We start from the raw sequence: 20,098 nt of genomic DNA on the forward strand, positions 1-20,098 counted from the left end.
CAGGACGCCGGTGTGCGTGTCGTGCCCGTCGGTCGCCGGGTGGAGGCGGCGTCCGACGCGCCGGCCTGATCGGTTCGGCGGCCGCCTCCGTCCTCGCGCGGCACGCGCGCGATGTCGGGACGGCGACGGCCGTGCCGGTGAAGCGGGCGATCGCGGCCCGTGGGGCCCGTACGCATACGTCACCGACTTCGGCTTCGCCGCGTGACCGGCCGCGTGACCCCCGCGTGACCGGCCGCGTGGGCCGAAGGCCCGTGCCGACCCCTGCCCGGACGGCGGCCTGGCCACAGCGGCTATCCTTGCTCACTTGCCCGGGCCGACCACCGCGAAGCCTGGGGGAGCGGGCCCGGCCCGACGCCGTGGAACACGGGGCGATCTTGGAATGGATTGCCCCCGCCCCGTTGCTGCACTCCCATGGGCTCACCCTCGTCCCGGGGGCGCTCCGGGGCACCACGCCCGGCGCGACGGGACGTGGAGACCGCGGGCGAGTTCGTATCACCCTGGTCCCTGGCAACGTTGTCTTCGAAAGGTTCTCCTGCACCATGCCCTTGGCTCTGCTGGCCCTGGCCGTCGTTGCGTTCGGTATCGGCACGACCGAGTTCGCCACGATGGGGCTGCTTCCCCAGATCGCCGACGGAATCGGTGTGTCGGTACCGCACGCCGGCAACGTCGTGTCGGCCTACGCGCTCGGTGTCGTTGTCGGCGCGCCGCTGCTGACGGGCATCTGCGCGCGCGTCCCGCACAAGCGGCTGCTGCTCCTGCTGACCGGGCTCTTCGTGATCGGCAACACGGCCTCCGCGCTCGCTCCCGGCTTCGGCAGCCTCTTCGCCGCGCGCTTCCTGGCCGGTCTGCCGCACGGCGCACTGTTCGGTGTCGGCGCCGTCGTCGCCTCGCGTCTGGTGGCCCCGGACAGGGCGGCCCGTGCCGTCTCGAAGATGTTCCTCGGACTCACCATCGCCAACATCGTCGGGGTCCCGGCCGCCACGGCGCTCGGCCAGCACCTGGGCTGGCGCTCCGCCTACGGGGCGGTCGCCGTCATCGGTCTGATAGCCCTGGCCGCGCTGGCCGCCTTCGTCCCGGACCAGCCGCGCGAGGGACAGGCCGGCATCCGGCACGAGCTGCGGGCCATGGGCAACAAGCAGGTCGTCATCGGTCTGGCCACGGCCGTGGTCGGCTTCGGCGGATTCTTCGCCGTCTACAGCTACCTCGTCCCCATGCTCACGCACCTGACCGGACTCTCCGGCACGTCGACGACCTGGGTGCTCGCCCTCTACGGCGTGGGCATGACGCTGGGCACCCTGATCGCCGGACCGCTCACCGACCGCGCGCTGCGCCCGACGATGTACTGGGGGCTCGTCCTGCTCGCCGCGGCCCTGGTCGTGTTCTACTTCGCGGTCCACAGCACCGTGCCCGCACTGCTGACGATCACCTTCATCGGCGCGATGGGCTCGCTCATCACCACGCCGATCCAGATGCTGCTCATGGCCAAGGGCAAGGACGCCCCGACGATGGCGGCGGCCTCCAACCACTCGGCGTTCAACCTGGCCAACGCGGGCGGTGCCTGGCTCGGCGGCCTGGTCATCTCGGCGGGCTGGGGCTGGGCCGCGCCCAACCTCGTCGGCGCGGCCCTCGCCGTGGCCGGTCTGGGCCTCGCCTTCACCGGCGGCGTCATGGACCGGGGCCGACGGCGTTCCGAGGTGATCACCCAGGCTTCCCCGGCCACCGAACAGACGGCGCGGGTCTCCACCGCGGACTGACGCCGACCGGGACGCGGCGCCCTGCGGCGGGGGCGTCCCGCGGGGCGTCCGGCGGCCCGGCGCGACTACTCGGACCGGCCCGCGCCCTCGGCGGCCGGACCGGCACCCTCCACGGCGGGGCCGGCGGACTGCGGCCCCCCGGCACGTCCCGGCGCCCTGGCGGCCCCCACACCGGCGGCGGCGTGGTGCGCCGGGGCGGCCATCCCGCACGGCGCGCAGCCGGACGCCCGCTCCGGACGCAGCGGCACACCGTTGTCGCGCAGGACCTCGCGGAGGTCGAGGATGAGCGGGAACACCTCGTGGTTGTGGTCCTCGCCCTGCTCGTCCCAGGCCCGCTGCTCGGCCTCGACCGCCGTCCGGTCCTGCGTGAAGACCCGCTCGGTGAAACGGCGGATCAGCGGCCAGGCGAGATGCAGCGCCCCGGGCACCGGCGGCTTCGCGATCGTGAGCAGACCGTAGGCGTGATTGACCCGCTGCTCCGCGTCCTCCGGTACGTAGGCGGCCCAGAGCGAGAACACCGGCAGGTCGCTGCCCTCGGGGACGTCCCGCAGGGTCTGGTACGGATACTCGGTGCGGATCGTGATGACATCGGGCCGGTCCTTCCCGCCGATCCCCTCCGCGGACAGCAGGCCCGCGCCCCGGTCCTTGCGCCCTCCGGCCGGGACGAAGAGATAGCGCGCCTCGACGTGCCGTGGCCCCGCGTCGTACCCCAGCAGCTCCGGCTGGATCCGGCCGAGCACGCTCCGGTGCAGGAACTGATGGTTCATGTCGAGCAGGTTCTCGTGCATGAACGAGTAGTGGCAGCGCACGGTGCGGGAGAACGTCATGGTGCGGTGCGTGGCGGAGTGGTACTCGGGAAGGAACGGGAACGGCGCCTCCTCGGCGAGCGCCGGGTCACCGGGGAACACGAACACCAGCCCGTAGGCCTCGCGCACCGGATACGAGCGCACCCCGCGCGGCGGCCGTTCGCAGCCCTTGGGCAGATAGGGAATCTGCGAGATGCGGCCGTCGCCCCGGTAGGCCCACGCGTGATAGCAGCAGCGCAGGATGTCACCCTCGACCACACCCATGCTCAGCGGCACCTGCCGGTGCGCGCACCGGTCCTCCAGCGCGTGCACGACGCCGCTGCGCCCCCGGTACAGCACGATCCGCTCACCGGCGAAGACGGCCGCGAACGTCCGGTTGCGCCGTACCTTGCGAGAGGTCGCCACCGGATACCAGTGGTCGGGGGAGATGCCGACCCGGCGCAGGTCGGAGATCCTGCCGGGCCGGTCCGCCGGGCGGCTGTCCGCGTGGCGCGCCGCCGAAGGGTCCGGGCGGGAGGCGGAGTGCGGGTCCGATGCGGGGCGGTCGTGCCGGGCCTCGGTCATGTGCGGTGCTCCCTTGCGTCGGGGCGCGAGTTCGCGTCGTGCGGCAGCGGGGAGACCGCGCGGCGGGTCCACGGGCCCGCGTCCCGCCGCGTCGCCATCCCGTCCAGGGAACTCGCCCCGCGGAAGTAGGCGGTTCAGCCCCGCCACGACGGGGCTCCACCTTCCAACGGTCACCGCGCACGCCACGGCCGTCAACCGCGGGAGTGCGTTGGTGTTACGACGCCGGGTCCGGCCGGACCCGCTCGCGTCACGGTGGCGCGTCCCCGAGCTCTCGGTCCCGGCACAGCAGTTCGTCCAGGTCCCTGAGCCGGTCCAGTCCCCTGACCGCCTGGGCCGTCCGGTGGTTGCCGGCGAGCCGCCCGCGGTGGCGGTGCAGGAAGGCCCAGTACCCGGTGGTGTAGGGACAGGCCCGGTCACCCGCGCGTTCCGTAGGCCGGTAGGCACAGCCCCCGCACAGGTCGCTCATGCGGTTCACGTAGGCGCCGCCCGAGGTGTACGGCTTCGTCGTCATCCGTCCGCCGTCGGCGTACTGGGACATCCCGACGACGTTGGGCAGCATGACCCAGTCGTAGCCGTCGACGAAGCAGCGGTGGAACCAGTCCGTCACCGCCCGCGGGTCCCACCCGCGCTGCAGCGCGTAGCTGCCCAGCAGCATCAGCCGGGGGATGTGATGCGTCCAGCCGGTGTCGCGCACCTGCGCCAGAGCCGTGGCCAGACAGTGCGCGGTCACGGCGTCCGCGTCCAGTTCCAGGAACCAGTCCGGGAGCGGCGCGTCGTGCCGCAGGACATTGCTGTCCCGGTAGTCGTCGCCGAAGTGCCAGTAGAGCTGCCATACGTACTCGCGCCATCCGGCGATCTGCCGGACGAACCCCTCCACACTGTTGAGCGGCGCCTGTCCGTCCCTCCAGGCCTGTTCGGCCCGCTCGGCGCATTCGAGCGGGTGCAGCAGACCGAGGTTCAGCGACGAGGACAGCAGACTGTGGCTCATCACCGGATCGGCCTCCAGCATCGCGTCCTCGTGCGGTCCGAACCCGGCCAGCCGGTGCTCGACGAACCGGCGCAGCGCGGCCAGTGCCTCACGCCGCGAGGCGGGGAACCGGCGGGGGCCGTCCCGCCCGACGAAGCGCACCGCCCCTTCGCGCTCCCACCGGTCCAGGTCGTGCCGTACCTCCTCGTCGATCTCGTCCTCGCGGGGCCGGTACGGTGCCGGCGCGCCCAGGGTGCGTTCTCCCCGGGGCGGGGGTTCACGGTTGTCGTGATCGAGGTTCCAGTGCCCGCCCGCCGGGGCGTCGGCGTCCATCAGCAGATCGTGCTCGCGGCGCACCCAGCGGTAGAAGTCCTCCTGCCGCAGCGCACGGGTCCCGCGGCCGTCGGCCCAGGCCCGAAAGTCCGCAGGCGGCACGAGGAACCCGCGGGCGGGCAGCACGGTGACCGTGTCGAGCGACCGGACAAGCCGCAGCGCCGCGTGCGAGGTGGGGTGGTGCGCCGTCACCGGGTCGTCGCCGACCGCTTCGCGCAGCCCCTCCCGGTAGGTCTCGCTGCGCACGTAACGCACGCGCCCGCCGAGCTCGGCCGCACGGTGCCGCATCGCCGACAGGACGAGATGGGCCTTCGCCCGGTGGAAACGCCGGCGGCGGAACACGGAGCGGGCCTCGATGATGACCACCGGCGCGTCCCGGTCCGGCCCTTCCGGACCGGGAGCGAGGAAGTGGGGTCCGAGCTGGTCGCCGAAGAGCCAGTGGGCTGTGGTCATGTGCGGATCTCTACACGTCCCTCGGCCGCGCGGTTCCCCATCCGGGGGCGAGTCTCCGTCTCCGCCCCGAAGGGGTGACGACCGGCACCGCCTCCGGGCAGCGGGTCAGACCGTCGGAGGCCCGCCGGATAAGGTCGACGGCGGCCACAAGATCGCCGAAGCCCGGGCCCGGGCACCGAGGAGCCGCCGATGCACACCCCGGAACCGGGCCACGCCCAACGGCTGGCCACGCATGGGAAGGTGGCCACGCGCCTCTCCCTGCTGAGCGACCGCCGGCTCGGCGAGGCCGTCGCCGGCGCCTCCCCGCTCGGGGCCGGCATCGGCGGCAGGTCCGCGGAGCTGGACGTCGACGGCACGCGCGTGTTCGTCAAGAAAGTCCCCCTGACGGACACGGAGATACGGCCGGAGCACGCGCGATCGACGGCGAACCTCTTCGGGCTGCCGATGTTCTACCAGTACGGAGTGGGCTCGGCGGGGTTCGGCGCGTGGCGCGAACTGGCCGCGCACGTCATGACCACCCACTGGGTCCTCGGCAACGAGTACGAAGGTTTCCCGCTGCTGTATCACTGGCGGGTGCTGCCCGACTCGCCTCCCGAAGGGTTCGCCGACGCGTTCGGTGGCATCGACGGGGCGGTCGAGCACTGGGAGGGCTCGCCGGCCGTGCGCGAACGCCTGGAGGCCATCGGACGGTCCTCGGCCTGCCTGGTCCTCTTCGTCGAACACATCCCTTGGACACTCGCCGACTGGCTGCACGACCACCGGACCACCGCGCCGGAGGGCGGCGACGGCTCGCCGTTCCGGTGGGCGGAGGAGGCCCTCGAACGCGGCACCGCCTTCATGAGCTCACACGGATTCGTCCATTTCGACGCCCACTTCGCCAATGTCCTGACCGACGGCCGACGGCTGTACTTCGCGGACTTCGGCCTCGCGCTGAGTTCCGGCTTCGAACTCACGGCGACCGAGGCGGAGTTCCTTTCCGCCCACCGCCTGTACGACCGCTCCCACAACGCCCGGCACCTGCTGCGCCATCACCTGCCCGCGGGTCCGGACGACGACACGGGGTACGAGGCGTTCCTGCGCGCATGGATCGCGGGGCACCGCCCCGAAGGCGTACCCCGCGAGATCGCCGGGATCATCGACCGGAACGCCCGAGCCGCCCTGACCATGGGCGAGTTCGCCCGGCGCCTGCTCACCGAGAGCAAGCGGACGCCGTATCCGTCGGCCGAGTTCGAGGGAGCCTGGGACCCCGCGGGCGTCGTGGCGGCCTCCTGAGACGGCGCACCAGAAGCCCTCTCGGGGAACTCGGCCGCCTGGCGGGACCGTTCGATGTGCGGCCCCGCCAAGTGCCGTGAGTCCAAGCTGTGATGAGGGTCAGTCCGCGGTGCCGGACTCGGTCACCGGCGTTGCCGGCCGACGGCTTCGCACGACACCCACGAGGACGTCGACGGCCAGGAACACGGCCAGCGGTATGCCGAAGAGCGGAAGCGCCCAGCCGAGCGCGACGACGGCCAACACACCGGGCACCAAGGCCCCGTACGGGATTCCGCGCCAGGCACCGCGCGCCGGCGGGACCCCGACGAGGGCACCGCGGTCGGAGCGTGTGGGGCGGCGCTGCCACCACATGCGGTAGCCCCAGAGGACCATGCAGGTCAGGCCGATGGCCAGCACCGCCAGCAGGATCTGGTTGACGAGGCCGAACAGCGTGCCCATGTGGGCGTTGATGCCCCAGCGGGTCAGCTTGGCCAGGACGGGCCAGTCGGCGAAGTCCACCCGGTCGATCACCTTGGCGCTCGAGGCGTCGACGGCGACGCTGTCGCGTCCCACCGGCCAGAGGTTGCGGTTCTGCGACACGGTCCACGCGGTGGTGGCGTCCTGCGGCACGCCGATGGCGACGGGGCCCGACAGACCGTCGTGCCGTGCCGCCTCCAGGACCGCGTCGATGGCCGTCGGGTCCGCACCGTGCTTGCTGTGGGCGTCCGTTCCGCCGCCGTGGTGGTGGCCGCCCTGCTCGTCGGCGGACGCGCCGGGCAGGGCGGTCGACACGCCGGGCGTTCCGGAGCGCAGCGCGTCCAGTGCCTCACCGAAGTGGGCGCCCGCGAAACGGGACCAGGTCAGACCGGTCGCGGCGAGGACCAGCAGACCGATCGAGAGCCACACACCCGTCACCGCGTGCCAACTGCGGGTGCGGCGCACGCCCTTCTTGGCGGCGAGGTCCGGCAGCAGCAGGCGACGCGCGGTCCGGTTGCGGCGCTGCCTGCGCCACCAGAGGACCAGGCCGCCGAGGACGAGGACCCACAGCCAGCTCGCCGCGATCTCCGAGTAGTACCGGCCCGTCGTGCCCAGGTGCAGGTTGCGGTGCAGGTCGTCCAGCCATGTCTTCAGAGGCGTGGATCCGTACCAGGTGGTGAGCTGTCCGGTGACCTTCCCCGTGTACGGATCGACGTAGACGGTGTGCGCGCGCTCGCCCAGTTCGGGCAGGGCGAAGTCCACCTGCGTCGTCTCCTCCCCGCTTCCCGGCCGGACGGCGACGAGCGTGCCCTTCGGGTGACTGTCCCGCGCGGCGTCCACCTGTTCGGCCAGCGGCCGCGCGGTGCCGGACGAGTGCGCGACCGTGAGCTCCTTGTCGTAGACGAACGCGTCCAGTTGAGGAGTGAAGGTGTAGAGCAGCCCGGTCACCGCGGCGACGAGCAGGAACGGCGCCACCAGAACTCCGGCGTAGAAGTGCAGTCGCGCCATCAACGGCCCGAAGCCCGAGGGCTGTCGCTCCGGTCTGGGCTGCACGGCCGCGGCTTTCGTGCCTTCGGGAGGCTCGGTGAGCCGTTCGCCCGGAGCCGGCTGCTCGGGGGCGTCGGAGTTGACGGACACGTTCCCACCTCGTTCTGTGTCGGCCGCACGGCGTCGCTCCTCGATCCGGAGCGGCGGGCGCCCGGCCGACGACCGGGCTGCGGCGTCCTTCCATCGGCCTGCATGCGGCCGTGTGGTGAGGCAGTCGGACGGGGGAGCCGTCCAGTTCCCGCGAAGATCCAGAATCCGCGAGAGGAATTCCTCGGACACCGTCCCCGGGAACGCCGCGTGCGGCCCGTCACCGTCGAGATGCGGTCCGACACGAAGCGGCACCGAACAGCGGCGCCGGCGTCACGCTGCCCTGTCGGCCGGTTTCATGGAGTCACATTGTCCCGATACGGGTTTATCGCTCCGAGGGCAGGGGACGCAGAGGACAGTGCTTCGGATAAAAGGCACGTCCGTGAGAGCGTTCGCTCCGGCACGTGTCACCGACTATGTGCGCGCCCCCATGGTGTTTCTGTCGAGTCAGCAACCCTTGAGGGAGCTGTCAGCACATGACCTGCACTACTGCAACGCAGCGCCACCGGCACGACGACGCCCCCGATACCGACGCCGCCTTCTCGCACCTGTCCGGACTTCCCGACGGGCCCGAGCGGCAGGCCCTGCGCGAAGAGATCGTCGAGGCCTGGATGCCGATGGCGGAACGCATCGCCGGCAAGTACCGCGGCCGGGGCGAATCCGTCGAGGACCTGACCCAGGTCGCCGCTCTGGGCCTCGTGAAGTCCGTGGACCGGTACGACCCCGGTCGGGGCAACGCCTTCGAGAGCTACGCGGTCCCGACCATCGTCGGTGAGATCAAGCGCCACTTCCGTGACCACATGTGGGCCGTGCACGTACCCCGACGCGTCCAGGAGGCGCGCAACCGGGTCCGCGGCGCAGTGAAGGACCTGGCGCCCACCAACGCCGACCGGCAGCCCAGCGTCGCCGAGATAGCCGAGTACGCCCAGCTCGGCGAGGACGACGTACGGGCGGGTCTGGAAGCCCTGGACAGCTTCGCGACCCTGTCGCTGGACGCCGGGCTCACCGGTGGTGACGACGGCTACTCCCTCGCGGACGCGCTGGGCGAGTTCGACTCGGGGTTCGACCTGGTCGTGGACCGCGAGGCACTGAAGCCCGCCCTGGCCAGGCTGCCCGAGCGCGAGCGGACGATCCTCTACCTGCGCTTCTTCCGCGACATGACGCAGACCCGTATCGCTGAGCGGCTCGGCGTCTCGCAGATGCACGTCTCGCGTCTGCTCAGCGGTTGCTGCGCGACGCTGCGCGAGGAAATCCTCGCGGAGACGTCCGGACCGGGAGACGCCCCCGCCGCACTGGGAGATGCCCCCGCCGCGGCGCCTCGTGGCTGAGCGGGGGACCGGCTAGGCGGCCGGCCAGGCTCCCACGGCCTGCCGGTAGGCCACGTGCCCGCCCAGCGCGCCGGTGACGCCGACCGCCACCAGCCCGCCCAGCGACCACAGCCTCGCCTTCGCCGGGCGGTGGCGGAATCGTGCCGTCAGGGAGGCGGCGAAGAACGCCACCGCCGTCACGTTCGCGACCGCGTGGGCCAGTCCGACGCGGGCCTGCTCGGGAGGCAGGTCCGCCCAGTCGACCCACCCGGTGATCGCCGCCGGGGCGATCCCGGCCAGTCCGACGGCCGTCAGGGTCGTCGCGGCGCGCTGCCCCGCCGGCATGACGTCCATGACGGCGGCCGACAGCCAGCAGCCGATCGGGACCTGCACCAGGACCGGGTGCAGCGGATGGCCCAGCGGCCTGCCGTGCAGCAGATCGCGGGCCGCGTCCAGCGGCAGCGAGCGGATCGCCCCCTGCAGCTTCTGGATCACGGGGTCCGCCGCCTTCGACCGCTCGATGCGGTCCAGCGCGGCCAGCCATCGGGCCGAGACGCCCTCTGACGGCAGAATTGTCCGGGCATCGAGGGAAGTATCCGGTTCATATGTGTCCATACCGAACGACTACCCGGTGTCAGGGCACTCTCCCACCCGCCGCTCGTGTGGCGCGTGAGGGTGATGTCGCGTCGCACCGCGGTCGGGCCGGGCACGCGCAGGGCGCTCGGCAGGCGCTCGGCAGGCGCTCGGCGGGCACTCGCCGGGTTGGCCGGAGGTGCGCCGCGATGGCGGCGCACCCCCGGCTCTCCGTGTCCCGTCGTCGCCCGGTCGGTCAGCAGTACAGGTTGGCTCCCGGCGTGACGCCGAGGATCGAGGTGAAGCGCTGGTAGGCGTCGACCCGGCTCTGCACCTGTGCGGGGTTCCTGCCGTCGCACTCCAGCGAGCCGTTGATGCTGCGGATGGTCTGGCCGAATCCGGCGCTGTTGACCATCGCGTTGTGGGGCGTCATGGTGCCGGGGCCCGACTGTGTGTTCCAGTACCAGAGGCCGGTCTTCCAGGCGACCGCGGCGTCGGTCTGGACGAGGTTCGGGTTGCCCAGCAGGTCGATGCCGAGCGCGTCGCCCGCGGCCTTGTAGTTGAAGTTCCAGCTGAGCTGGATCGGACCGCGCCCGTAGTACGCCGACTGACCGGCCGGGCAGCCGTAGGGCTGGCTCCAATCGCAGTAGTGCGAGTAGTTGGCGGTGTTCTGCTCCACCACGTAGACCAAGCCACCGGTCTCGTGGTTCACGTTGGCGAGGAACGCGGCCGCTTCCTGCTTCTTGACGGTGTCGCTGCCGCTGTTGGCGAAGCCGGGGAACGAACTCAGTGCGGCCTTGAGGCCGTTGTAGGTGTAGAAGGAGTTCCGGCTCGGGAACATCTGGTTGAACTGCGCCTCGCTCACGACGAATCCGTCGGAGGGGTTGGTCGAGCCGCCGTCGCAGGCGTACGGCTCCCAGAACCAGGTGCTGATGGTGGGGTCGTAGCCAGGGTTGTCGTGCTCGGCTATGTAGGCCTTCCCGTCCGTGTACCGGACGATGTTGCCGGTGACGTAGGACCGTCCGGCGACCCACGCCGGGTAGCTCGAACAGGACCCGCCGGACGGGTTCGTCGGCCCGCTGTCGCAGGCGTAGGGGTCCCAGTACCAGGTGCTGATGGTGGGGTCGTAGCCCGGGTTGTCGTGTTCCGCGATGTAGGTCTTGCCGTCCGTGTACCGGACGACGTTGCCGGTGGCGTAGGACCTGCCGGCCACCCAGTCCGGGTAGCTCGCACAGGATGCGGCGGAGGCGCCGGCGGCCGGCAGCAGTACCGGTGCGGAGCCTCCGATCAGGATCGCGGCCAGGAGGGATGCGGCGCGGCGTTGTGACACGGGATCAGTCCTTTGCGGAGCGGGGCCGCTGCGGAGGCGGGGGGAGCCATGCGCGTACGCCGACGGAACGCCGGTGCCGCGGAGTCCGGGCGACCGTGGTGGGGGGTGTGGAGCCACACTCAACCGCTTTGGTCTGTACCAGTCAAGGTGTAGACCAATCGAGGTTCGGGTCCTTGGCGAGAAAGTGCCGCGTGCTGCCCGGCGCCCAACTGCTCTGCCTGGCTCGGTAGTTGGATCAGCCGGCGGTGCGATCCCTCGTCGTCGGCGGTTCCCGACCAGGGGGAGCGGAGCCTGAAGTACGAGGAACCGAAACGTGGAGCGCCGCCTGCCGGCGTGCGGCGATTTTCAACGCGCCGTAGACGGGCAGCGGTTCGGCTGCGGCGTCGTTCAACCGGTGCCGGGGGGCTGGCGGATCACCCCTGGGGCGGGGGCACGGCAGGGGCGGCGGCGCGGATCGCGTCGGTCTGCAGCGTGGTGATGCGATCCATCACCAGCCCCAGCAGCACACCCGCCGCGATCGCGAGCGCTTTGATCGCTACGACCGGGAGCTCGCGCGCCCGATGTCGAGGACCCTCTCGCGGGGGCCGAAGAGGTTGCTCACCGGAATGAATCAGGCGTCGATCGTCTCGGCGGCGGGCGGGACGGGGCTCCCGGAATCGGGCGTCCTCAGGCTCCGGGTCGGAGCGTGGCGGGCTCCGCCGTGAAGGCGCGTTGCAGGAGGGCGTAGAGCGTAGCCCGCTCCTCCTCGCTCAGCCTGTCCAGCCCCGCGCGCGTGGTGTCCATCTTCGCGCGGATCACTTCGATGACGCGCCGGCCCTCGGTGGTGAGGACGACGTTCTTGACGCGCCGGTCGGTGGGGCTCGGCTCGCGCCGTACCAGACCGCGCTTCTCCAGTCGGTCGACGATCCCCGTCATGTTGGAGGCGTCGCAGGTCAGGATGGTGGCGAGGGCCCGCATCGCGGCCGGACCCCGGCGCAGGACGTTCAGCGTCTTGCCCTGGCTGGCCGTGAGGTTCTCGCTCGCCGCGGCCACCGTGAAGTCGCCGTAATAGGCCCCGAGCGACACCGACAGGAGCTCCATGAGCTGGTCCGTGTCCACACCGCTGGTTCCTGTCATATGACTCACCCTACGCCAGGAAGTTTGACCATCTCAAATATTCAGGGCTACGGTCAGCTGTTGCTTGAAGTTCTCAAGCATCGAGGTTGTTAAGTAGTTAGGGCAGACTTTCCGTGTCTCACACACAGCAAGCGGCGTCGACCAGGTCCTCCGGGCAGACCGGGATCGTCCTGGTGCTCGGGCTCGCCGCCATGGTCGTCTCGATGATGCAGACCCTGGTCGTCCCGATCCTCGGGATGATCCAGAGCGATCTGAAGGCCAGCACGGCCAACGTGAGCTGGGTGACCACCGCCACACTGCTGTCCGCCGCCGTGTTCACCCCGCTGCTCGGTCGCTTCGGCGACCAGCACGGCAAGAAGCCCACGCTCGTCGGCGTGCTCGTCGTGATGATCGCCGGATCGGTGCTCGCCGCCACCACGACCTCGCTGACCTGGCTGATCGTCGGGCGCGTGATGCAGGGAGCGGCGACCGCGATCTTCCCGCTCGCCCTCTCCGTACTGCGTGAGGAGATCGCGCCGGAGAAGCTGCACGGAGCGATGGCCCTGGTCAGCGGCACGCTCGCGTTCGGCAGCGGGCTCGCGCTGGTCGGCGCGGGCCTCCTCACCCAGGGGTCGCACCCCGACTACCACCGTCCCTTCTGGCTGGCCGTCGTGCTCGCCGTGGTGGCCCTGGTGGGTGTGCTGTTCGTGGTGCCCGCGTCCCGCACGAAGACGGGGGGACGGACCGACTGGCTGGGCGCGCTGACCCTCGGGTTGCTGCTGGTGCTCCTGCTGCTGCCCATCTCGCAGGGACACGAGTGGGGCTGGACCTCCGGCCGGACGCTCGGTGCGTTCGCCGGCGCGGTCGTCATGGCGGCCGTGTGGGTCTTCACCGAGAACCGGGTCAAGGAACCGATGGTGGACATGAAGATGTTCGTCCACCGGCCCGTTCTCTTCACCAACCTGGCCGGACTGCTGCTGGGCTTCGCGATGTTCACCCAGTTCATCGGCGTCTCGTACCTCGTGCAGATGCCCGACGAACTCGTCGGTTACGGCTTCGGCGCCTCGGTGCTCGCCGCCTCCGTCGTCTACCTGCTGCCGACCACGCTCATCTCCCTGGTGGGTGCCCAGTTCGGCGGCGTCCTCGTGCGCAGGCTCGGCGCACGCGTCACGCTGGCCGCCGGAGCCTGCTTCGGAGTACTCGGCTTCGCCTGGCTGACCGCCGCCCACGACACCAGCGCCTCCGTCATCAGCGCGGGCATGCTCATCGGTCTCGCGATCAGCTTCGGCTACGCCTCCATGCCCGCCCTCATCGTCGCCGGCGTCCCGGCCCACCAGACCGGTATCGCCAACGGCATCAACTCCATCTCTCGCTCCGTCGGCAGCGCCGTCGCGAGCGCGGTGATCACCTCGCTCCTGGCGTCCAAGTCCGTGAAGCTGCCGGCCGGCATGCCCACCCTCCCCGAGGAGAGCCAGTTCACCCTGAGCTTTGCCATCGCCGGAGGGGCGTTCGTCCTGGTCGTGGTCGTCGCCCTCCTCGGACTCAGGTCGGCCCACGCGCCGCGCACTCCCGTGGTGGCCAAGAGCGCCGACCCCGAGAACGCGGAGCTCGCGGCGGCCGGGGCCGAGACCACGTCCGTGTGATCGCGTTCCTGTCCGTACAACGCCCCATGCCCTAAAGCCTGTTCGGTCACGCGGGATCAGCAGCCGTCCGGGGCCGTCGATCCCGCGTCACCGCGTCACCGCGTCACCGCGTCACTGCGCCAGCGCACCGGCGCTCGGCAGACCCGTCCGTACCCTCGTAGAAAGGCACCCCGACGATGATGTCCTCGGACAGCAACCGGCACGCGGCGACCCCGGTCGACCACCGCGCGGCGATCGCGGTGGAGACCGCCCGATTCGTCGCGACGCTCGAGAACGCCGATCCGGCCACCGCGGTGACGAGTTGCCCCGGCTGGACGCTGGCCGACCTGGTCCGGCACACCGGCAGCGTCCAGCGCTGGTTCTCGGCCCTCCTGTACGCCCGCGTCCAGGCGCCGCCGCGAACCCGGGACGTGGACCTGCGACTTCCGGAGCGGTGGGACGGCTACGCGGACTGGCTGGCCGAGAGCGCGACGGTGGCCGCGGAGGCGTTCGCGGCCACCGATCCGGAACTCCCCATGTGGGCCTGGGGCGTCGACCAGCACGCACGCTTCTGGGCACGCCGGATGCTCTTCGAGACCCTGGTGCACCGGGTCGACGCCGAGCGGGCACTCGGCCTGACGTCCGCGATCGACCGTACGCTCGCGGTGGACGGCGTCGACGAGTTCCTCGTCAATCTGCCGTTCGCCGCCTCCTTCGCGCCCGATGTCGCCAACCTGCGCGGCCCCGACAGGACCATCCGCTTCCGGACGACCGACGGTGACGGCGACTGGCTGGTGCGCCTGCGGTCCGACGGCTTCGGGCTCGACGCGTCCGGAGTGGCGGCCGACGCGGCCGACGCGACCGTTCGGGGAACCGCGGCGGACCTGTTGCTACTCGTCTACGGCCGCCTCGACCGCGCAGCGGAGGCCGTCGAACGGGACGGCGACGAGGAGCTGCTGACCCTCTGGTTCGACAACTCGGCCTTTTGAGAAGCCCGTTGGGGAGAGCGGTCGGAGGGCCCGGACGACATTCCACTTTTCGGGGCGGTCCGTACAACCAAAACCGTGACCGTCATGTCGTACATGGCAGGCAAACCGAGAGCCGCTACCCCAAGGGGGAACCATGCGTACGAGACGATCCATGGCGGTACTTGCCGCCCTGACGATGGCCGGTGTCGGCGCGGTCGTGGCCGCGCCCGCGCCGGCCGGTGCGGCCACGGCGGCGGTCGTGTGTCCGACCGGCTGGGGCAGCCTTCCGAAGACCGCGGCGGACGCCGACAACGGGTCGCTGACCAACATCAGGACCGGTCAGCACGACTGCTACGACCGCATGGTCTTCGACGTGCCCACCGCCGGCACCACGCCGATCGGGTACACCGTGCACTACGTCGACGCCTTCATCCAGGACCCGTCCGGCATCCGCATCCCGGTCTCCGGCGGGGCGATCCTCGAGATCCTGGTGTCCGCGCCTTCGTACGACCCGGAGACCTACACGGAGACCTACCCCGGCCGGGGCGGCCGGCCTCTTCCAGGTGTCAACCTGACCGGCTACCGCACCTTCCGGGACGCGAAGTTCGGAGCCAGCTTCGAGGGAGTCACCCAGGTGGGACTCGGCGTTCGGGCCCGGCTGCCGTTCAAGGTGACCCAGCTCTCCGACCGCCTGGTGGTCGACGTCGCGCACAGCTGGTGAGGTGCCGTCGTCGGCCTCTTCCGGCCGGTGACGTGACGCGAGCGGGGCGCGGGCACGCGGCGAGCACCGACGCCGGCGGCCCGCTCGCGTCCGATCCGTTCTCCGCCGCCCCGGCGAGCGGTGCGAACCACGACGTTCACGCGCCCGGCCGGGTCGCCGGCCCGACCAGCTTGGCACGCCGGCTCTCGTAGAACGTCGGCCACAACGTGACCGCCACGAGCAGCCAGACCACGGCCACGGTCCCGAGCCCGCCGCCGAACCCGGCGAGCAGCAGCGGCAGCGCGCAGCACGGCAGGACCACGGAGAGCATCCAGCGGCGCACGCCCTCGGGCCTCCGCAGCGCGGCGATGCCGGTGAGCAGGAAGTACCCGGCCAGAGAAGCGCACAGCAGCCATCGCGTGGTGTCGGGCAGCGTGTGCAGGTGCTCCGTCGCCGCGCCCAGTCCGGCCGCCAGCGCCGCCAGGCAGACGGTGACGAAGCAGTGCAACGGGAGCGCCGCGCGGGCCGGCAGCGACCGCGCGGTGAGATACGGAACCCCTGCGTAGCCGTGCCGGAAGGACAGCGACCACAGGGCGACCAGGAGGAAGAAGGCGGCGCTCGCGAGACCGTAGAGCCGTCTGTCCCAGGTGGCGTCGGAGGCGGCCTCGATGACCTGGGCGACACCTTCGCCGAGCACGATGATCACGAACAGGCCGAGCCGTTCGCTCAGGTGGTCGGCGTGCGGCGCGGCCACCGAGACGGGCGGCACGGTGTCGCGGCTGCGGGAGGGCTTCTTCTCGCGCTCGTCGTGGGCCTTGCGGCTCTCGATGACGTCGCGGGCGGACACGGTGAACGTGACCCACAGGTCGAGGGCGATGCCCAGGGCCCAGAGCCAGTACCGTACGGGCTCGTGCGTCCACAGTGAGACGATCCACGGGATCACGCCGAGGGACAGCTGGGCGGCGGGCCAGTCGACGAGGATTTCCCGGCGATGCCGCCAGGCGCGGCCGGCGAGAATCCGGATCAGGACGTAGGCGAGCGCCAGAGCCCTGGCCTGACCGTCCTCGCCCGCGTGGACGCCGGGCACGGCGGCCGCCATGACGGCCATGCCGAACATCGCTGCCAGCACCGTGCGGGCGTGCGTGCCCTCGCCCGCCACGTTCCCGTACAGCGTGAAGCCGATCCAAGCGCTCCAGAACGCCAGGAACAGCAGCGCGTACAGCCCGATATCGGCGGCGCCGGGTTCGCCGTGCAGCAGATGCGCGATCTGGGCCACTCCGGCCACGGCGACCAGGTCGAAGAACAGCTCCAGCCATGTGGCATGCCGGTCCTCTCCCGAAGCGGGAATCGCGGGCGACACCTCGTTCACACCAGTCCCTGCGCTCTCACCAAGACATCGGGGCGTACCTGGGCCGTAGAACGTGACGCCGCGTCCACCGGAGGGGAGTGCGCGCCGAGCCGAGGAACCGCTCACACTAGCCAAGCATCGCCGGGGGCCAGGTCATCGCCGCCGGTGAGAGGTCGGGCGCGGGTTCCCCGCCTGACCAGATGAACTGGCGTATTCGAACAATTATGTGACGACTCGTCAATTTCGCGGAGTGGTCGGTTCGTGTGATCGCGGCCGTGCAACCGGATTCATGTTTGGAGCCGTTGGCCGAGTCCTTGCGCTTCGGCAGCGGAAACCGACAAATCATTCCTCGTCTATCGCGCACGCTATACCGTGGTGACAAGGCTGAAGCCGGGGGGCGGGAGGAAGCATGATCGACCACGAGTTCGTGTCGACGTTACGTTTCACGAAGGCGCTCATGGATGTCGCCAGAGCGCTGATCGACCGTCACATGGCCGATCCCGCCAGTGAGGTCTTCGGCCTGGAAGTGGCGCAGGAGACGGGCTACGGCGCGGGAACCGTCTATCCGATCCTGCGGAGGCTGGAAGGTGTCGGGTGGCTGCTCTCACGCGAAGAGGCCGCGGGCATGCTGCGTTCGACCCCCCGGCCACCACGGGTGTACTACCGCATCGATCCGCAGCACCTGGGCGCGATACGTCAGCGGCTCGCCGAAGTGGAGGCCAGGCGAAGGATGTTCGGGTCCTCGGTAACGGGCGGAGTCGTCCCACCGTCGAAAACGAAGGAGGCATAACTCCCGAGTAACGGAGGACAGGGTCAGTGCTCGACAACCTCAAGAGCGGTCTGGCCGGGTGGTACGGCTGGTTCCGGAAAGAACCACTACGTCGCCGCTTGAACACCATGATCGCGGTCACGGGACTGCCCGTACTGACCGCGCAGGCGGTCGTGGGGCAGTTCTGGCCGACGACGGAACCGGCCGCGGTCCTCAGGACGAGCGTCTACGTCTGGGGCCTGCTGCTTCTCTTCATGACGGCAGGTCTCGGCGTCACGGTGCTGATCTGGGACCTCGCCAAATACGTCAGCCGCACATGGATCCACTGGAACGGCCGCGCGGCCATGGCAGTCCTGGCGCGCGGGGTCCTCGTCAGCGTCGCCGCGCTCTTCATGCCCAGCGGGGAAAGGCGGGCCTGGGTCCAGGACGTGCATGAGGCGTTCGCGTACCGGCGCGAACTGGGCCTCTCGGCCTGGTCGGTGGCGGGCAGTCATGTCGCGGCCTTCCCCGGCACGGTCGCGGCCGCCTGGCTCGACTGGCTCCTCGGCAAGGCGGCGGTCCTCGAACTGGACGTCCACACCCGGCAGAGGGAGAAGGCGACGGGGCGGCGCCGCAGTGGGCTGCTGCACGAGTGGAAGCTCGCGCTCGTGTTCGCCGCCGTCGCGGCCGTGCTGATGGAACCGGTGATGTACGTGCTCACGTACTGGCTGCATCTGTACGGCCTGGTCTGGCCGTGGGAGTACTTCCTCCCCATGGACTGAGCGACAGGACCCGTGGGTACGGCGGTTGATCCCCTGGTCACGGAGGCGGCCCCGATTGCCGGGGCCGCCTCCGTGTGTCCGGGGCTCGCCGGTGTCGTCGGAGACGTCGGTGGGTCGTCGAGTGCCGCCGGAGCCGAAAACCGGTCAACCGGCCGTTGCGCGTCGCACTTCGGCCACGCCGGCCCGCTGCGACGATGCGAAGTGCCCTTTCCGAGCGCCCGCTCGGCAGCGCCGCATATATGCATGAAGCGCGCCGAACATTTATGCACCAGGTGCAAACAGGCGAGATCAATCGCGTGCAGATATTTGAATTTCATATGCCAGGCGAATACCCGGAAAGACCCTCGGGTACCGGCGAAAGCCTTGATCATGGCGGGATCGTGCTATCAGCGCACAAGCCCGTCGATAAGGTGACGGGCTTTCGAAATCGCGCGTGGGTCGGCGGGGAGGTTCGTAACGAATCCGTCCGGCCCGCCGTCGTAAGACTTGTCGCGACTGCGCCCCTGGTTCATCACCGCGGGTGTGGCGTGGTCGGCCCGTGAGGCCGGCGACGGTGCGGCGCTACACATCGGGCGGGGAACAACATGAGTAAAGAGCGGATCTCATCGAGCGGGCCCAAGCCCGCGACATGGGACTTGTTCTATGAACGATCGGGTCGGCGCCTGTACGGCTGGGCCAAGAAGGTCGGCGCGGGGGTACAGGACTTCGACCACGCGGGTGAGATGAACCTGACGCTCGCCAAACTCGCCCTGGAGTACAGCGAAGTCGACAATCCCGTGGGATGGGTCCTGCGGGTGTTCACCAATCAACTCAAGGATCACATTCGGAAGAACGAGCGAACCGTTTCCACGGTGCCCATTGTTCGGACGAGCGCCGAGGGAGAGTCCTACGTCAAGGAACCGAGCGGCCCCGACCACGGGGAAGAAGTGCTGGTGTTCCGGGGATTCGTCGAGATGCTGACACAGCTCACCCCGGAACACCAGGAAGTTCTGCTTCTCACGTATGCGGGATTCAAGCCCGCCGAGATCGCCAAAATGTCCGGCGAAACGTCAGGGGCGGTCCGTATCCGTCTCAATCGAGCCCGTGCCCAATGCAGGATCAAGACACAAGAAATGGGGTAGCGACCCCCGGTGCAGCCCATCATGGAGGATCAGGAATGACCACACCGAGCCAAGGTGAATTCAGCGGCCGCCTCACGGACCGCCCACTGCGCGCACGAGGACGACTTCCCGCCGCACTCACCGCCATCGCGGCGAAAGTCTCCGATGTGGTTCTCGGCCCGCGTGCAGTCGAAGCGCGCCCTGAAGGAGATCCGTCGACCGCCGCCACCACCCGCCGCGTCGAACCGAAGCACCCGACCGACGATCACAGCGTGCGGGAACGCCTGCGGTTCGACGAACGGGACGACATCACACCGGACGAACTCGTCCTGCGACGGCAGGAGGTGATGCGCCTGGCCCACGAACTACGAGAGCAGGCGACCGTGCCGCCACAGCAGGGGCAGGGCGCCGAAGGCCTCGCGAGGGCCGCGGCGTCCCCGCCCGCAGGCGCGCGGCTCACGGGGCACGACGAGGAACGCGGCGCGGCAGTGGTGTCGCCGCCGCACCACAGGGCCCGTACCGGCGGGCCCGTCGTGGTCGGAGTGCTCGCCGGCCTCGTGGCGGCCACAGCCATCGCCGACATCAGCCAGGCCTCGGGAGGTCAGGCATCCGCCGGGGCGGCCGTGTTCGTCTCGGCCGGATTCCTCTGCATGCTGGTGATGACCCTGGTCGGCAGGACGGCGACCTTGCTGCGACCCTTGCTGCGCCCCAAAATCCTCGTGCTCGTCGGAGGACTCGCGGTGGCACAGTGGAGCTTCTACATGCTCTACGAACGGCGATGACGCC

The 20,098-nt window shown here is 70.4% G+C and carries 17 protein-coding genes; 10 read left to right on the forward strand and 7 right to left on the reverse strand.

The features are described from left to right. Positions 1-539 precede the first annotated feature (539 nt). The gene (locus tag ACFYYF_RS31295) at positions 540-1,754 is read left to right on the forward strand and encodes an MFS transporter (RefSeq protein ID WP_388780844.1); all 1,215 of its coding nucleotides are present in this window, start codon (positions 540-542) and stop codon (positions 1,752-1,754) included. Positions 1,755-1,819: 65 nt separating this feature from the next. Here the strand turns inward: ACFYYF_RS31295 and ACFYYF_RS31300 are convergent, their stop codons facing one another. Then, entirely contained in the window at positions 1,820-3,124 is a 1,305-nt protein-coding gene (locus ACFYYF_RS31300; RefSeq protein ID WP_388780845.1) for a Rieske 2Fe-2S domain-containing protein, read from the reverse strand. Positions 3,125-3,371: 247 nt separating this feature from the next. Continuing rightward, positions 3,372-4,877, reverse strand: coding sequence for a cryptochrome/photolyase family protein (locus ACFYYF_RS31305; protein ID WP_388780846.1), 1,506 nt, complete (start codon positions 4,875-4,877; stop codon positions 3,372-3,374). Between the two features lie 189 nt (positions 4,878-5,066). Between ACFYYF_RS31305 and ACFYYF_RS31310 the strand changes: the two genes are divergently transcribed. Then, a complete protein-coding gene (locus ACFYYF_RS31310; RefSeq protein WP_388780847.1) occupies positions 5,067-6,149 on the forward strand; it encodes a protein kinase family protein in 1,083 nt (360 codons plus the stop codon). A 99-nt stretch (positions 6,150-6,248) separates the two neighbouring features. Here the strand turns inward: ACFYYF_RS31310 and ACFYYF_RS31315 are convergent, their stop codons facing one another. Then, complete coding sequence (locus ACFYYF_RS31315) at positions 6,249-7,742, reverse strand: PepSY-associated TM helix domain-containing protein (protein WP_388780848.1); 1,494 nt, start codon at positions 7,740-7,742, stop codon at positions 6,249-6,251. Positions 7,743-8,215: 473 nt separating this feature from the next. Between ACFYYF_RS31315 and ACFYYF_RS31320 the strand changes: the two genes are divergently transcribed. After that, positions 8,216-9,067, forward strand: coding sequence for an RNA polymerase sigma factor SigF (locus tag ACFYYF_RS31320; protein WP_388780849.1), 852 nt, complete (start codon positions 8,216-8,218; stop codon positions 9,065-9,067). A 12-nt stretch (positions 9,068-9,079) separates the two neighbouring features. On the opposite strand, the gene ACFYYF_RS31325 is transcribed toward ACFYYF_RS31320, so the two are convergent. The 3 genes from ACFYYF_RS31325 to ACFYYF_RS31335 all read right to left on the reverse strand — a co-directional run bounded on the left by ACFYYF_RS31325 (position 9,080) and on the right by ACFYYF_RS31335 (position 12,065). Continuing rightward, positions 9,080-9,661: a DUF2231 domain-containing protein gene (locus ACFYYF_RS31325; RefSeq protein ID WP_388780850.1), complete on the reverse strand. Its 582-nt coding sequence runs from the start codon at positions 9,659-9,661 to the stop codon at positions 9,080-9,082. 214 nt (positions 9,662-9,875) lie between these two features. Next, on the reverse strand, positions 9,876-10,949 hold the full coding sequence (locus ACFYYF_RS31330) for a glycoside hydrolase family 19 protein (protein ID WP_388780851.1): 1,074 nt from the start codon (positions 10,947-10,949) through the stop codon (positions 9,876-9,878). A gap of 666 nt (positions 10,950-11,615) precedes the next feature. Continuing rightward, on the reverse strand, positions 11,616-12,065 hold the full coding sequence (locus tag ACFYYF_RS31335; protein WP_388780852.1) for a MarR family winged helix-turn-helix transcriptional regulator: 450 nt from the start codon (positions 12,063-12,065) through the stop codon (positions 11,616-11,618). Positions 12,066-12,178: 113 nt separating this feature from the next. Between ACFYYF_RS31335 and ACFYYF_RS31340 the strand changes: the two genes are divergently transcribed. The 3 genes from ACFYYF_RS31340 to ACFYYF_RS31350 all read left to right on the forward strand — a co-directional run bounded on the left by ACFYYF_RS31340 (position 12,179) and on the right by ACFYYF_RS31350 (position 15,355). Next, entirely contained in the window at positions 12,179-13,687 is a 1,509-nt protein-coding gene (locus ACFYYF_RS31340) for an MFS transporter (RefSeq protein ID WP_388780853.1), read from the forward strand. A 176-nt stretch (positions 13,688-13,863) separates the two neighbouring features. Further along, complete coding sequence (locus ACFYYF_RS31345; RefSeq protein WP_388780854.1) at positions 13,864-14,655, forward strand: maleylpyruvate isomerase family mycothiol-dependent enzyme; 792 nt, start codon at positions 13,864-13,866, stop codon at positions 14,653-14,655. Between the two features lie 133 nt (positions 14,656-14,788). Beyond that, on the forward strand, positions 14,789-15,355 hold the full coding sequence (locus ACFYYF_RS31350) for a hypothetical protein (RefSeq protein ID WP_361686287.1): 567 nt from the start codon (positions 14,789-14,791) through the stop codon (positions 15,353-15,355). A 136-nt stretch (positions 15,356-15,491) separates the two neighbouring features. Here the strand turns inward: ACFYYF_RS31350 and ACFYYF_RS31355 are convergent, their stop codons facing one another. Further along, a complete protein-coding gene (locus ACFYYF_RS31355; RefSeq protein WP_388780855.1) occupies positions 15,492-16,703 on the reverse strand; it encodes a low temperature requirement protein A in 1,212 nt (403 codons plus the stop codon). Positions 16,704-17,091: 388 nt separating this feature from the next. On the opposite strand from ACFYYF_RS31355, the gene ACFYYF_RS31360 reads away from it, so the two are divergent. The 4 genes from ACFYYF_RS31360 (at position 17,092) to ACFYYF_RS31375 (ending at position 20,094) form a co-directional block, all read left to right on the forward strand. Beyond that, positions 17,092-17,472, forward strand: coding sequence for a hypothetical protein (locus ACFYYF_RS31360; protein ID WP_361686281.1), 381 nt, complete (start codon positions 17,092-17,094; stop codon positions 17,470-17,472). A gap of 26 nt (positions 17,473-17,498) precedes the next feature. Next, positions 17,499-18,212, forward strand: a complete 714-nt coding sequence (locus ACFYYF_RS31365) for a hypothetical protein (RefSeq protein WP_388780856.1) — start codon at positions 17,499-17,501, stop codon at positions 18,210-18,212. 584 nt (positions 18,213-18,796) lie between these two features. After that, positions 18,797-19,333 carry an RNA polymerase sigma factor gene (locus ACFYYF_RS31370; RefSeq protein ID WP_388780857.1) on the forward strand — a complete coding sequence of 179 codons (537 nt, stop codon included), beginning with the start codon at positions 18,797-18,799 and terminating at the stop codon, positions 19,331-19,333. Between the two features lie 251 nt (positions 19,334-19,584). Next, entirely contained in the window at positions 19,585-20,094 is a 510-nt protein-coding gene (locus ACFYYF_RS31375) for a hypothetical protein (RefSeq protein WP_388780858.1), read from the forward strand. The last annotated feature ends 4 nt before the right edge of the window (positions 20,095-20,098 follow it).

Source organism: Streptomyces sp. NPDC001914 (assembly GCF_042891215.1).
In the GTDB taxonomy this organism is placed as follows: Bacteria; Actinomycetota; Actinomycetes; order Streptomycetales; family Streptomycetaceae; genus Streptomyces.

What these genes read in the sequence shown, in the direction of transcription:
- ACFYYF_RS31370 (WP_388780857.1), top strand. Translation starts at nt 18,797, where the DNA reads ATGAGTAAAGAGCGGATCTCATCGAGCGGGCCCAAGCCCGCGACATGG.
- ACFYYF_RS31360 (WP_361686281.1), top strand. Translation starts at nt 17,092, where the DNA reads ATGATCGACCACGAGTTCGTGTCGACGTTACGTTTCACGAAGGCGCTC.
- ACFYYF_RS31310 (WP_388780847.1), top strand. Translation starts at nt 5,067, where the DNA reads ATGCACACCCCGGAACCGGGCCACGCCCAACGGCTGGCCACGCATGGG.
- ACFYYF_RS31295 (WP_388780844.1), top strand. Translation starts at nt 540, where the DNA reads ATGCCCTTGGCTCTGCTGGCCCTGGCCGTCGTTGCGTTCGGTATCGGC.
- ACFYYF_RS31350 (WP_361686287.1), top strand. Translation starts at nt 14,789, where the DNA reads ATGCGTACGAGACGATCCATGGCGGTACTTGCCGCCCTGACGATGGCC.
- ACFYYF_RS31320 (WP_388780849.1), top strand. Translation starts at nt 8,216, where the DNA reads ATGACCTGCACTACTGCAACGCAGCGCCACCGGCACGACGACGCCCCC.
- ACFYYF_RS31300 (WP_388780845.1), bottom strand. Translation starts at nt 3,124, where the DNA reads ATGACCGAGGCCCGGCACGACCGCCCCGCATCGGACCCGCACTCCGCC.
- ACFYYF_RS31305 (WP_388780846.1), bottom strand. Translation starts at nt 4,877, where the DNA reads ATGACCACAGCCCACTGGCTCTTCGGCGACCAGCTCGGACCCCACTTC.
- ACFYYF_RS31325 (WP_388780850.1), bottom strand. Translation starts at nt 9,661, where the DNA reads ATGGACACATATGAACCGGATACTTCCCTCGATGCCCGGACAATTCTG.
- ACFYYF_RS31335 (WP_388780852.1), bottom strand. Translation starts at nt 12,065, where the DNA reads ATGACAGGAACCAGCGGTGTGGACACGGACCAGCTCATGGAGCTCCTG.
- ACFYYF_RS31345 (WP_388780854.1), top strand. Translation starts at nt 13,864, where the DNA reads ATGATGTCCTCGGACAGCAACCGGCACGCGGCGACCCCGGTCGACCAC.